The sequence below is a fragment of the Mycobacterium sp. 852002-51613_SCH5001154 genome (assembly GCF_001667425.1).
Classification (GTDB): Bacteria; Actinomycetota; Actinomycetes; order Mycobacteriales; family Mycobacteriaceae; genus Mycobacterium.
The window spans coordinates 1-13,749 of the sequence record NZ_LZII01000005.1; the positions used below are offsets into that span (position 1 = coordinate 1).

At 65.7% G+C, this 13,749-nt stretch carries 9 protein-coding genes; 4 read left to right on the forward strand and 5 right to left on the reverse strand.

Features of this window, described 5'->3' with window-relative positions:
* Both A5750_RS00495 and A5750_RS00500 read left to right on the forward strand, forming a co-directional pair.
* Positions 1–3,054, forward strand: a 3,054-nt coding sequence (locus A5750_RS00495) for a tryptophan 2,3-dioxygenase family protein (protein WP_156664229.1), incomplete at its 5' end; no start/stop codon positions are given.
* 57 nt (positions 3,055–3,111) lie between these two features.
* Positions 3,112–3,942 (forward strand): S9 family peptidase, encoded by an 831-nt coding sequence (locus A5750_RS00500; RefSeq protein WP_197505314.1) that lies wholly within the window; start codon positions 3,112–3,114, stop codon positions 3,940–3,942.
* Positions 3,943–3,991: 49 nt separating this feature from the next.
* Here A5750_RS00500 and A5750_RS00505 read toward each other — a convergent pair whose 3' ends face one another.
* Positions 3,992–5,326, reverse strand: coding sequence for a cytochrome P450 (locus A5750_RS00505; RefSeq protein ID WP_066946899.1), 1,335 nt, complete (start codon positions 5,324–5,326; stop codon positions 3,992–3,994).
* Between the two features lie 179 nt (positions 5,327–5,505).
* Positions 5,506–5,718 (reverse strand): MbtH family protein, encoded by a 213-nt coding sequence (locus A5750_RS00510; RefSeq protein WP_066946896.1) that lies wholly within the window; start codon positions 5,716–5,718, stop codon positions 5,506–5,508.
* 482 nt (positions 5,719–6,200) lie between these two features.
* On the opposite strand from A5750_RS00510, the gene A5750_RS00515 reads away from it, so the two are divergent.
* Positions 6,201–7,082, forward strand: a complete 882-nt coding sequence (locus A5750_RS00515) for an SDR family oxidoreductase (protein WP_067260594.1) — start codon at positions 6,201–6,203, stop codon at positions 7,080–7,082.
* A 51-nt stretch (positions 7,083–7,133) separates the two neighbouring features.
* Here A5750_RS00515 and A5750_RS00520 read toward each other — a convergent pair whose 3' ends face one another.
* Positions 7,134–8,024 (reverse strand): PAC2 family protein, encoded by an 891-nt coding sequence (locus tag A5750_RS00520; RefSeq protein ID WP_197505315.1) that lies wholly within the window; start codon positions 8,022–8,024, stop codon positions 7,134–7,136.
* 436 nt (positions 8,025–8,460) lie between these two features.
* Here A5750_RS00520 and metH point away from each other — a divergent pair, with 436 nt between their 5' ends.
* Positions 8,461–12,228, forward strand: a complete 3,768-nt coding sequence (gene metH / locus A5750_RS00525) for a methionine synthase (RefSeq protein ID WP_066946888.1) — start codon at positions 8,461–8,463, stop codon at positions 12,226–12,228.
* A gap of 14 nt (positions 12,229–12,242) precedes the next feature.
* Here metH and A5750_RS00530 read toward each other — a convergent pair whose 3' ends face one another.
* Together A5750_RS00530 and A5750_RS00535 are read right to left on the reverse strand one after the other, a co-directional pair.
* Positions 12,243–13,010 carry a mannan-binding family protein gene (locus A5750_RS00530; protein WP_197505316.1) on the reverse strand — a complete coding sequence of 256 codons (768 nt, stop codon included), beginning with the start codon at positions 13,008–13,010 and terminating at the stop codon, positions 12,243–12,245.
* Positions 13,007–13,729: a tetratricopeptide repeat protein gene (locus A5750_RS00535; protein ID WP_066946884.1), complete on the reverse strand. Its 723-nt coding sequence runs from the start codon at positions 13,727–13,729 to the stop codon at positions 13,007–13,009. Before A5750_RS00535 ends, A5750_RS00530 begins: the two co-directional genes overlap by 4 nt.
* Positions 13,730–13,749: the final 20 nt, after the last annotated feature.

Here is a 13,749-nt window from a genome sequence, read left to right on the forward strand (position 1 = left end):
GCGGTGTGTGTGTTGACGTGTGGCGCCGACACTTTGGTCGGGGCGGGCGCGCGCCCGGTGTTGCGTGTCGACGAACTCGATCTGTCGGGGCGGTGCGCGAAGCCGATCACCGACGCCGACCGGCTGGCGCCGCTGGCGGTGGACGACACCGCGTACGTGATTTTCACCTCGGGATCCACCGGCGCGCCCAAGGGCGTGACGGTCAGCCACGCCGGCCTGGTCGGATTGGCTGCGGCGCAACGCAAAGTGTTCGTGTTGGGTGCCGACGCCCGAGTGCTGAATGTGGCCGTGCCAACCTTCGACGCCTCGATCTTCGAGTGGATATGGGCAGTGGCTTCGGGGGCCGCACTTGTGGTGGCCCCGCCGGACGCGTATGCCGGGGATGCGCTGACCGCCGTGCTGCAGGACCAGCGGGTCAGTGCGGCGATTGTGACCCCGACGGTGCTGGCGTCGCTGGATCGGGCCCGGCTGGCCGGACTCGACACGCTGATCACTGGCGGGGAGGCCTGCCCAGCGGAGTTGGTGGCCGGCTGGGCGCCCGGCCGGCGGATGTTCAACGGGTACGGTCCCACCGAGACCACCATCTGCGCCACGTCCACTGCATCGCAGTCGGCGGGGCAGTCGGTGAGCATCGGCACCCCGATCCCGGGGGTTTGCGCGCTGGTGCTCGACGCGCGGCTGAACCCGGCGCCGATCGGGGTGGCGGGCGAACTATATCTGGCCGGGCGCGTCATCGCCCACGGTTATGTCAAGCGGCCGGACCTGACTGCGGAACGGTTTGTGGCCAACCCGTTTGGGGGTGCGGGGGCGCGGATGTATCGCACCGGGGATTTGGTGCGCTGGACGTCTGCGGGTGTGCTGGAGTACTTGGGCCGCACCGATGCCCAGATCAAGTTGCGGGGGCAGCGCATCGAACTCGGGGAGATCGAGAACACCTTGCTGGCGTGCCCGCAGGTCGTTCAGGCCGCGGCCGCCGTGCACCACGGCCCCAAGGGTGATCGCCTCATCGGCTACGTCAGTGGGGTGCCGCGCCCCGATCCCGCGGCGGTGCGCCAGCAGTTGGGTGCGCGGTTGCCCGATTACATGGTGCCGGCGGAAATTATTGTGCTCGAAGAAGTTCCGTTGACCTCGTCGGGCAAGGTCGATCGTCGGGCGCTGCCGGCGCCGGTGGTGGCCATTGCGCCGTTCCGGGCGCCGCACACCGAGACCGAGAAAATCGTGGCCGAGGTCTTCGCCCAGGTGTTGAACCTCGATCAAGTCGGCCTCGATGACGACTTCTTCGCCCTCGGCGGGAATTCGATGATCGCGACCCGGGTGAGTGCGCGACTGCAGCTGGCGCTGGGCAGAGAAGTGCCGGTGCGCTACCTGTTCGACGCGTCCACCGTCGTAGATCTCGCCGACCATCTCGACCGGCACCGCGGAGGCGAAGACACGGTTTCCGTGCAAGAAGTGGTTCCGGTTCAAACTCTGAGGAAGGGCACCGGCGTGCCGCTTTTCTGCATCCATCCTGGCGGTGGGGTGAGTTGGCTGTATCAGACTCTCGGCAATTACTTGGACTGCCCGATCATCGGAATTCAACAGGTCCTCGAGAGCGGAGAGGTTGAACCCCGGTCAATTCACGAAATGGCAAAAAACTACGCCGACAGAATTGAAAGAGTCCATCCCGCCGGACCCTACAATCTTCTCGGCTGGTCTTTCGGAGGCGTCGTCGCCCATGATATTGCCGTCGAGCTGCACCGCCGGGGATGCGTGATCGATTCTCTTATTCTTCTCGATGCCCAGCCAGGCACCGACGCCCTGCCGAACGAGGATCTCGATGACTGGACGAAGCACCTAGATGCCTTACGGTTCTACCGGATCGGCAGTTCAGAAGAATCCGATTTGTTCACCTACGAGCAAATAGAAGAGCTGATTCGTGAACGGGGAGCCGAGGACTTCGCCGCAGAGTTCCCCCGATACCAGCAGGTTTTAGATCTGTTCATTAAGAACATCAATAATGACATCGAGTTGTCTCGAACCCACGAGCCCGGTGTTTTCAACGGTGATATGGTCATATTTTCCGCCGCGCGAGGTGAGACTAATCAGGGTCCGTCTCCTCTGCAAAGTTGGCGACCATTCGTTAACGGCGACATCACCGGGCACTCGATCGACTGCACGCATCAAGAGATGCTTACGACGGAATCGCTCAATATGTACGGCGAAAAAATCAAAGATTCATTGGTTCGGGTTCGATCCGCTGAGGCTTCCGAGCCCTTCGACCTTGGCAGGTCCGACGAGCGGGACTGGGGAGAGGAGGCCGTCATGAGCCGGCAGTTGAGCAATGGTGTCAGTTCAGTAGAAGTAGTTCCCACCGGCTGCCCGTTCAGCGATTTGCAAGGAGGGGCAGACCACATCGAGGCCGAACGAAAACTTCAGGCCACCGGGTTCCGCTACGCGGAATACCTGCACCTCGACGAACTGCTCGGCGCGGTAAAGCCGTTGTTCGGGGACGCCGACCGTTCGGCTCGGGGCGACGAAAGCTACTTTCTGATCATCCACCAAACCTCTGAACTGTGGGTGTCCCAGATCCTGGCCGACCTCGAGGTCGCGCTCGAGTCCGCCCGTCGCTCGGAGTTCGGCAAGGCGGTCGATCGCATGAAGCGCGCAAACGCCGTGCTCGAACTGACCATTACGACACAAAGCGCCCTGCAACACTTATCGGTAGATGACTTCAATCGGTTCCGGGGTGGCTTACAGGGAATCACGGCCGGACAGTCGGCCCAATTCGCGACCCTGTTGACCGGCATCCGCCACGCTCCGGTTGCGGCGCTACTGGCAATCCTCGCCGATCGGCCCACGGGTGACAGGAGCAGCCGCCGGCAGCGCCTGCAGCTAGGGGCCCAGCTCGACGTATTCATCGCCGGCCTGACGCGCTGGCGGCTGGCCCACCTCGACGCCGTCACCCGCTTCATCGGGGACGGAAGGGGCACCGGCGGCACCACCGGGGTCGGCTTCCTGATCGATCGCCTTTTTGAGGCTTCCTGCCCGGCGCAGAATCGGCTGTCGACCTGCTAGGCGAGCAAGCCTGCCGTGGGACGAGCTGCCTACCCCCGATTTTGGTGCGGAGCCCAGGTGGGTCCGCGGGCGCCCGACGCATTCCTGCGGGTCGACGCTGGTTCCTCGTGGATCGTGCGCTACGGCACCTATCCCAGCCAGCACGGCGTGCTCAGCCTTCCCGACGGCCAAGGCCCCTGGCCGGTCGCGGTGGTCATCCACGGCGGCTTCTGGCGGACGGCCCACGGTGCCGACCTGGCCTCCGATCTGGCCGAGGATCTCACGCAGCAAGGATTCGCTGCCTGGAACATCGAATACCGCAGGGTGGGCGACAACCCGGACCACGGCGGCGGTGGTTGGCCGGCCACCTGTCTCGACGTTGCCGCCGCCGTCGACCTGCTCGCGACGACTGGTCAGACCCTGGCGGCCGGCCGTCTCGACCTGTCGCGAGTCATCGCGGTCGGGCACTCCGCGGGGGGTCAGCTGGCCGGTTGGCTGGCCGGTCGAGGATCGCTGCCGGCCAAGGCCCCCGGAGCCTCTCCCGTCGTGCGGCTGGCCGGCTTCCTCAGCCAGGCGGGAGTCTTGGACCTCACACTCGCGATGCAGGAGAACACGGGTTCCGGAGCCGTCCGAAACTTCCTAGGCGCCTGGGCCAACGATCCCCGCGCCCGCTCGCTGGCTTGCCCCAGCGCCCTGCTTCCGACGGGCATCCCCTCGGTGTGTGTGCACGGCACGGCCGACGACGACGTGCCACTCAGCCAGTCGCAGCGTTTCGTTGCCGCGGCTCAATCTGCCGGCGACGACTCCCGTCTGCTGCTGCTCCCCGGCGCCGATCACTACACACTGATCGACGCGACATCGCAGGCATGGGCGTTGTGCCGCACGGTGATCCGGGAGCTGGCGCACTGAACGCCAGGCTTTGGCGCGGAGCGGCTTCGGTGCGGGTGTCGCGACGATGTCAAGCAGCCCGAGTGGCCCGCACGGTGGCGCCCTTGCCCGGAACAAGCCCCATTTCGAGGCGGATGGGTTCATCGCGCGGATCGACGGCGGCGAGATCCACGGAACGCAGCACGGTCGCCAGGACGTGAGTGGCCTCGAAGATGGCCAGCCGGTCGCCGAGGCAGCGGTGTTCGCCGCCGCCGAAGGGTATGAGTTCATAGCTGTTGGGGCGGCGCTGCAAAAACCGTTCTGGTCGAAAAGCTTTCGGGTCTTCGTAGAGGTCAGGATGCCGGTGTACGGACTGAACGACTGCCATGATCGTCGTCCCGCCCGGGAAGTAACGCCCACCTAGGCTCAGCGGCCTGGGAATGAACCTCGTGACGAACATGAACGGCGGTCGCAAGCGCAGGCTTTCCTGCACCACCGCATCGAGATACGTGCGCTGGTCGCCACCGCCGCGTGCCTCCGCGGTGGCCGCGGCGAGTGCGTGCGGAGTACGCACCAGCCGTTCGATCGCCCAGCTCGCCAATGTCGCCGGGGGGTCGTAGCCGCCGAGCATGATCCCCACCACCTGGTCCCGAATCTCCCTGTCCGACAGTGCTTCCCCGTGTGCTCGCAGCAACGAATCGATCACATCGTCGTGCTCGAGCTCGGGGTGGCGCCGACGGCGGGCGATCTCGTCGTAGACCAGCTCATTGCATCGGTTCAGCTCCCGCTGATATCGCGGCCACAACCGCAGTGCGCCGATCGACCTTAGCGCCGAACGCACCGCACTCTGCCCCGACGCAGCCGTCGTGAGCAAGTCCTGCCAGGCCGATTTCCACCGCTGCATCTCCGAATCGGGCACTGACGCCGCCACTTTCAAAATCAGCTCCATTGAGACTTCGAGCAGCCGTGGGCGCACTGCCACCGTCTGCTGATCGGCCCATCCGCGGACCTCTTGCTCTGTCCTGGCCACGATGAACTCACGCCACTGCGTCAGCGCGTCGCCGCGCAACCGCGGCAGCATCAGTTTGCGCAGCCGGAGGTGGTGCGGCCCGTCGAGCAGGAACACCGACCGGTCTCCCCAGAACGGATCCACAACGCGATGCGGCTCTGGGGCGTTGACGTCATCGGGGGGCGAGGTGAACAATGGCTTGATCAACGCCGGATCCCGCACGAAAGCGACTCTGGATCCGACGAGCCGAGATATCAACGGCGGCGGCGACATCCAGACTACGTCCCCGTGGCGGTCGAACAACTCATCGAAAGCGTCGTCGCCGCGTCGTGGCAACGTCCATGCCAGCTTGAGCATCTGCGCGCGTCCAAGTTCATCCGACGCGGCATTGCGCGCCGTGTGCAGAGTTCTCAGCATGGCTGACCTCCTCGCGCTCGTCGTCACGATCCAGGCCCGCCCCGGTCGGCAAGTGGCAGGCTTCCGCCGGCGGAGCGCCCAACCGAGACCAGTGAGGGATCTCCATCCCGCCGTAGGCTTGAACTGCGCTCACCGTCATTTCTTTCGCGTGTGTAGCGGCCGCGCGCCTCGGCGGAATCTCATCGCTTGAACGAGAGGCCGAGACTCTTCGGCCGTATATCGGTCCAGTTCTGTTCGATGTAGTCCAGGCAGGCAGCTCGGTCCGCTTCGCCGTGCACCACCCGCCAGCCGTCTGGAATCTCGGCGAAGGCGGGCCAAAGGCTGTGTTGCTCTTCGTCGTTGACCAAGACGAAGAAGTTGCCGTTGTCGTCGTCGAACGGGTTGATGCTCATCGGTTCTCCTGACCGTGTGTTCGAGTTGAATTGATGTTGGGAGTCAACAGGATTGGCCCGGCATTTCGGCGCAGCGGGAAAATCCTCGGTGTTACGAACCAGAAGGCGCCCGGCTTGGTGCCGCGACAGGCTCCAATGCCGCAGACGGCGGGATGAAGCCGTCGTTTGTCATCTAACGGCGCCCGACCCCATGCTCGGCTACAAGCCATGCCGGGAGCCTATGGTCGCGTCTAATGCTCAGGGGCAAAATATGCGCCAAGTAGAGTAGTGCGAACGCCCGGTTAGGGTAGTGATCACGAAGTGACCAGGAGATGACACCGGCGGCCATCGCGGTTGGTCGGTAGTACGGACAACTCGCCTGATTTGAGCCTGCTGCGGCGTCTTGTGTTCACTGGGTTGGTGTCCACCCGAAAAGCCGTATTGGCACGGTCGAGGACTGTCTGCCCTATGTCAACGAGCGCCGTCGCGGTACCTTGGCGGCCATGACGTCGCTGCAGGACAAAGTCGTTTTCATCACCGGCGGTGCCCGGGGAATCGGCGCCGAGGTCGCCCGCCGCCTGCGCAAGAAGGGCGCCAAGCTCGTGCTCACCGATCTCAACGACGCCGAGCTGAGCGCGCTGGCCGCCGAACTCGGCGAGGACCACGTGTTGACCGCCGTGGCCGACGTGCGTGACCTACCGGCCATGCAAGCCGTCGCGGCCCGGGCCGTCGAACGGTTCGGCGGCATCGACGTCGTGGTGGCCAACGCGGGCATCGCCAGCTACGGGTCGGTGCTGCAGGTGGACCCCGAGGCGTTCAAGCGGGTGCTCGACATCAACGTGCTCGGCGTCTTCAACACCGTGCGGGCCGCGCTGCCCGCGGTGATCGAGCGCCGCGGCTACGTGCTGGTCGTCTCGTCGCTGGCGGCGTACACCGCCTGCCCGGGACTGGTTCCCTACAACGCGTCCAAGGCCGGCGTCGAGATCCTCGCCAACGCGCTGCGGCTGGAGGTGGCGCACCATGGCGTCACCGTCGGTTCCTCGCACATGTCGTGGATCGACACCGCCCTCGTCCGCGACACCGAGGCCGACCTGCCCGCCTTCGGCAAGCTGCTCGCCAGCTTCCCCTGGCCGCTGAACAAGACCACCACCGTCGACAAATGCGCGGACGCCTTCGTCAAGGGCATCGAGGGCCGCCGGAACCGCGTCTACTGCCCGCGCTGGGTGGCGCTGTTCCGCTGGATCAAGCCGGTGCTGTCCACCCCGGTCGGCGAACTGCCCCTGCACAAACCAACGGCGGAGCTGCTGCCCCAGCTGGATGCCCAAGTCGCCGCGCTCGGCCGGTCCACCAGCGCTTACAACCAGGGATTGGGCAAAAAGGCTTAGGTTCGATGGCGGTACCCCCAGCACTCGGCTAAGCCGAGTTGGCGATCGCCGCTAGCGCCCGAATCCGGGGCGACGGCGGCGCAGGTACCGCTCGAACTCCGCGGCCAGCGCGTCGCCGTCGATCTTGCCCAGGGCCTCGTTCATGTCGACCTCGGCGTCGCCGCGTTGTTCCAGCGACGACACGTATTCGGCCAAATCCTCGTCCTCGGCGGCCATCTCGGTGATCGCCTGCTCCCACTCCTCGGCTTCCGTCGGCAGGTCGGCCAGCGGAACCTCGATGTCGAGCACGTCCTCGACGCGGCGTAGCAGCGCCACCGTCGCCTTCGGGTTCGGCGGCTGCGACACGTAGTGCGGCACCGCCGCCCAGAACGTCACGGCGGGGATCCCGGCGGCCACGCAGGCGTCCTGGAACACCCCGGCGATGCCGGTCGGACCCTCGTAGCGGCTCTCCTCGAGCCCGAAGCGTTTCGCCGACTCGGGGGAGTAGGCCGCACCCGAGACCGGCACCGGACGGGTGTGCGGCGTGTCGGCCAGTAGGGCGCCCAGAATGACCACGGTGTCCACGTTCAGCTTGTCGGCGATGGCGACCAATTCGGCGCAGAAGGTACGCCAGCGCATATTGGGTTCCACCCCGTGCATCAACACGACGTCGCGGTCGCTGCCCGGCGGCCGACAGTGCGAGATGCGCATCGCCGGCCACACCAGCTCCCGGGTGACGCCGTCGACCTGCCGAATGACCGGGCGATTCACCTGGTAGTCGTAATATGCCTCGTCGTCGATCTCCAGGATCGGGTCGGCTTCCCAGATGGCCTCGAGGTGCTCGAGCGCGTCGCTGGCCGCGTCGCCGGCGTCGTTCCAGCCCTCAAACGCCGCCACGACGATGGTGTTGTGCAGTTCGGGCAGTGCGGCTTCTCTGTTTGGGGGGCCCTGGGGCGGGGTCACAGATTTAGCGTACGGCCTTGCGCCCCGATGTTCGGTGCGCGGTGGCCGTCGATTGCGGCCGATGGGCGCTCAACCGGGGGATTTGCATAGGCCGACTATCCTTATAGGGGTGGCTGCCGCTAACGAACACCGCTGTGACACCGACATCCTCGACCCTCCGGCGCAGCGGTTCACGTTCGGCGACGCGGCCGAGACGAAATACGTTCAGCTGCAAACTGGTTAACATTGGTAACTACGACATCGCCGACAAGATCTGCGAGGTGGCGCTCACGGGCAGCGCGATCGCCAAGCGGGTCGCGTCGAGCTGGGCGTCCAGACGTCGCGGGGGGACGTAGACTTTTCCGGTCGAGAGGCGTTGCAACGGTTCGCCGGTCCATGCCGGTATCCGCCACGCTCGGCAGAGTCAAGGACGCCTTCCGCTACGGAAGGAACGTACGTGAACGCCTCTAAAAGCGCCCCGGCGTCAGAGACCTTCGTGCCGAACATCCGCCCCGACTGCACCGACGAGCTGACGGCTGCTCTGCGCGAGCGGATCATGGTGATCGACGGCGCGATGGGGACGGCGATCCAGCGGGACCGGCCGGACGAGGCCGGCTATCGCGGCGACCGGTTCACGGAGTGGCCGACCGCTCTTCAGGGCAACAACGACCTGCTCAATCTGACGCAGCCGCAGATCATCGAGGGGATCCACCGCGAGTACCTCGAGGCGGGCGCCGACATCCTGGAAACCAACACGTTCAACGCGAACGCGATCTCGCTCTCTGACTACGGCATGCAGGACCTGAGCTACGAGCTGAACTACGCCGGCGCCGCCCTGGCCCGCAAGGCCGCCGACGAATACAGCACCCCGGAGAAGCCCCGCTACGTCGCCGGCGCTATCGGGCCGACGACGCGCACCGCGTCGATCTCACCGGACGTCAACGACCCCGGTGCCCGCAACGTCTCGTACGACCTGCTGGTCGCTGCCTACCTCGAAGCCGCCAACGGCCTGGTCGACGGCGGGGCCGACCTCCTCATCATCGAGACGATCTTCGACTCGCTGAACGCCAAGGCGGCGGTGTTCGCCGTCGAGACGCTGTTCGAGGAGCGCGGACGACGCTGGCCGGTGATCATCTCGGGGACTATCACCGATGCTTCTGGACGGACGTTGTCCGGCCAGGTCACCGAGGCGTTCTGGAACTCCATCAGGCACGCCAAGCCGCTGGCGGTCGGCCTGAACTGCGCGCTGGGCGCGCCGGAGATGAGGCCCTACATCGCCGAGATGGCGCGGATCGCGGACACCTTCGTCTCGTGCTACCCGAACGCCGGCCTGCCCAACGCGTTCGGCGAATACGACGAGGACCCGGAGCGCCAGGCGAGCTACATCGCCGACTTCGCCGAGGCCGGCCTGGTCAACCTGGTCGGCGGCTGCTGCGGGACGGCGCCGCCGCACATCGCGGAGATCGCCAAGGTCGTCGGGGGCAAGCCGCCGCGCGAGCTGCCGGAGATCGAGGTGGCCACCCGGCTTTCGGGCCTGGAACCGCTCAACATCACCGACGATTCCCTGTTCGTGAACATCGGTGAGCGCACCAACATCACCGGCTCCGCCCGGTTCCGCAACCTGATCAAGGCCGAGGACTACGACACCGCCTTGTCGGTCGCGCTGCAGCAGGTCGAGGTCGGTGCGCAGGTCATCGACATCAACATGGACGAGGGCATGATCGACGGCGTCGCCGCGATGGACCGGTTCACCAAGCTGATCGCGGCCGAGCCCGACATCAGCCGGGTTCCGGTGATGATCGACTCCTCCAAGTGGGAGGTCATCGAGGCGGGCCTGAAGAACGTGCAGGGCAAGCCGATCGTCAACTCGATCTCCATGAAGGAGGGCGAGGAGAAGTTCGTCCGCGAGGCGCGGCTGTGCCGCAAGTACGGCGCCGCCGTGGTCGTGATGGCCTTCGACGAGCAGGGTCAGGCCGACAACCTGGAGCGCCGTAAGGAGATCTGCGGTCGCGCCTATCGGATTTTGACCGAAGAGGTCGGGTTCCCGCCCGAGGACATCATCTTCGACCCGAACTGCTTCGCGCTGGCGACCGGTATCGAGGAGCACGCGACCTACGGGATCGACTTCATCGAGGCCTGCGCCTGGATCAAGGAGAACCTTCCCGGGGTGCACATCTCCGGCGGCATCTCGAACGTGTCGTTCTCGTTCCGGGGCAACAACCCCGTGCGCGAGGCGATCCATTCCGTGTTCCTGTTCCACGCCATCAAGGCCGGCCTGGACATGGGCATCGTCAACGCCGGTGCGCTGGTGCCCTACGACTCGATCGACCCCGAGCTGCGGGACCGGATCGAGGACGTCGTCCTGAACCGTCGCGAGGACGCGGCCGAACGGCTCCTGGAGATCGCCGAACGGTTCAACAGCTCGGAGAAGTCCGAAGACCCGGCGGCGGCGGAGTGGCGATCCTTACCGGTCCGCGAGCGGATCACGCACGCCCTGGTCAAGGGCATCGACGCCCACGTCGACGCCGACACCGAGGAACTACGTGCCGAGATCGCCGCCGCAGGCGGTCGCCCGATCGAGGTGATCGAGGGCCCCCTGATGGACGGCATGAACGTCGTCGGTGACCTGTTCGGCTCGGGCAAGATGTTCCTTCCCCAGGTCGTGAAGTCGGCCCGGGTCATGAAGAAGGCCGTCGCGTACCTGCTGCCGTTCATCGAGGCGGAGAAGGAAGAGTCGGGCGCTGCCGCCGGCAAGGACACCAACGGCACGATCGTGATGGCGACCGTGAAGGGCGACGTCCACGACATCGGCAAGAACATCGTCGGAGTCGTCTTGCAGTGCAACAACTTTGAAGTGATCGACCTCGGCGTGATGGTGCCCGCCGAGAAGATCCTGGCCGCGGCGAAGGAGCACGACGCCGACATCATCGGGTTGTCCGGCCTGATCACCCCGTCCCTGGACGAGATGGTGAACTTCGCCGTCGAGATGGAACGTCAAGGCCTGGAGATTCCGCTGCTGATCGGCGGCGCGACCACCTCGCGCGCCCATACGGCCGTGAAGGTGTCGCCGCGTCGCAGCGGTCCGGTGGTGTGGGTCAAGGACGCTTCCCGCTCGGTCCCGGTGGCCGCCGCGCTTCTCGACGACAAGCAGCGCCCAGCGCTGCTGGAGGCAACCGAGAAGGACTACGCGTCGCTCCGCGAACGGCACGCCCAGAAGAACGAGCGTCCGATGGTGACGCTGGAGAAAGCCCGCGCCAACCGGACGCCGATCGACTGGGACGGCTACACGCCGCCGGTGCCCGCCCAGGGTCTCGGCGTGCGGGAGTTTCATGACTATGACCTCGCCGAGTTGCGCGAGTACATCGACTGGCAGCCGTTCTTCAACGCCTGGGAGATGAAGGGCAGGTTCCCCGACATCCTCAACAACCCCGTCTCGGGCGAGGCGGCGCGCAAGCTGTACGACGACGCCCAGGAGATGCTCGACACCCTGATCAAGGAGAAGTGGCTGACGGCCAACGGGGTGATCGGTTTTTTCCCGGCCAACGCCGTCCCCGGCGGCGACGACATCGAGGTCTACACCGACGACACCCGCACCGACGTGCTGACGACGCTGCACAACCTGCGCCAGCAGGGCGAGCACCGCGACGGCATCCCGAACCGCTCGCTGGGCGACTACGTCGCGCCCAAGGACACCGGTCTGGCTGACTACGTCGGCGCCTTCGCCGTCACCGCGGGGCTCGGCAGCCAGGAAAAGATCGCGGAGTTCAAGGCAGCCGTCGACGACTACAGCGCGATCCTGCTCGAGTCGATCGCCGACCGGTTGGCAGAGGCTTTCGCCGAACGGATGCACCAACGGGTCCGCAGGGAGTTCTGGGGATTCCAGCCGGACGAGCAGCTGGACAACGAGGCGCTCATCAGCGAGAAATACGTGGGAATCCGCCCTGCTCCGGGCTACCCGGCCTGCCCGGAGCACACCGAGAAGGTGACGCTCTGGAAGTTGATGGACGTTAAGGAGCGAACCGGCATCGAATTGACGGAGTCGATGGCGATGTGGCCCGGCGCCGCCGTCAGCGGCTGGTATTTCTCGCACCCGCAGTCGCAGTACTTCGTTATCGGTCGGATGGCCCAGGACCAGGTCGCCGACTACGCGAAGCGCAAAGGCTGGACTCTGAAGGAGGCCGAGCGCTGGCTCGCCCCGAACCTCGGCTACAACCCCGAGGACTGATTGCGTTCGGCGAACTAGATCCGCAGCACCGGCGCCAAGGCGGACAGCGGGATGTGCGCCTGCACCGTGCCGCCGTCCATGAACCACTGCATGACGCCGGGCGTGAAGTTGAGTGGCTCGTCGTGCGCCACCGGGTAGTCCGGCATGTACAGGATCAACTCGTCCGGCGTGACCGCCCACGCCTTGTAGGCCCCGGAGTAGACCTTGTCGGGAGTCCATCGGTCGACGGTGAACGGGTAGGTGCCCGGGTCGTGTGGCGGCGGCGCCTGATCGAGCGCGGTTTCGATAAACGGTTGGGCCAGTGGGGGAATGGCGGTCAGCGGATTTGACGTCGTCAGATCCGCCAGCTGCACCCGTCGGCCGCCTGCCATGTCGAACGTGAAGGTCCGGTAGGCGTTGTTGGGCTTCGGTCCGTCGGCGTGGTAGTCCTCGTGGAACACGGCGCTGAGCAGATTGCCGTGCCGGAACACTTCGAAGTTCTCCTCGCCGTAGCTGTCGGCGGCCATGGCACCGTTGGCCGTCTTCCAGTTGTTGACCAGGGTGCGCAGGTAGTCGCGGATCACCGGGCCCGTGGTGGGGTTGTCGACCAGGTCGTCGGGCACCGCGACCTTGATGTCCCGGACGGCCTTGCGTTCCGACGTGACGGAGGTGTGGCAGTACTGGCCGTCCCAGTCGCCGCCGAGCTCGCCGCAGAATGACGGGGCGGATGCGTGCGCGTGACCCGTCCCGGGAATCGTTGCGGCGGCGACCATTACCGATGCCGCGAGTATTCGCCGCATCACAGCAGCTGGACCTTGCTGGCCCGCCAGCGGCCGTCGACCTTTTCCATGGTCATCTTGATCCGGCTGCGGTCGATGCGCGGGTCGGGCGCGGCGGTGTTGGTGACCGTCTGGTCGATGAAGACCAGCACGACAACCTTGTTCGCCGACTCCGACTGAATCGCCGAGTCCACCACCACGCCGTGCGCGGTGGCCTTGTTGTCGATCAGCAGTTGCCGAAGCTTGACGCTGGACTGGGTGTACATGTCCTTGAACTCGCCCGTCGCGCCATCGAGAACCTGCCTGAAGTTCTCGTCGACCTTGTTCGAATCAATGCTCGTCAGCACTTGCGCGTAGGCGACGGCCGCCTGCTGGGCCTGGTCGCCGGCCAGCTTGACCTGATGTTCCTGCCACAGCTGCCAGCCGAGCAACCCGGAAACGGCAAGTGAGGCAACGAGCAACACCGGCAACGCGCCGCGACGCAGATACTGCTTCCACGGGCGCTTAAGGCGTTCGCGCTCGGGACGCTTGCCTTTGAGCAGCGCACCGACGTCGTCGCCCTCGTCTTCCCCGGATTGCTCACCACGGTCTTCGTCGGCGGCCTCGTCGACCGCATCGACCGATTCTTCGACGCGCGCCTCGTCGGTGTCTTCGGTTGCGGCTTCCGGTGTTTCGGCGTCCGGCTGCACTTCGGCGCGCGCCTTGGCCTTGGGGTTCTTCTTGGTGGTCACGATCACGGTCATCTCCTAGGGATCGGCTCAGC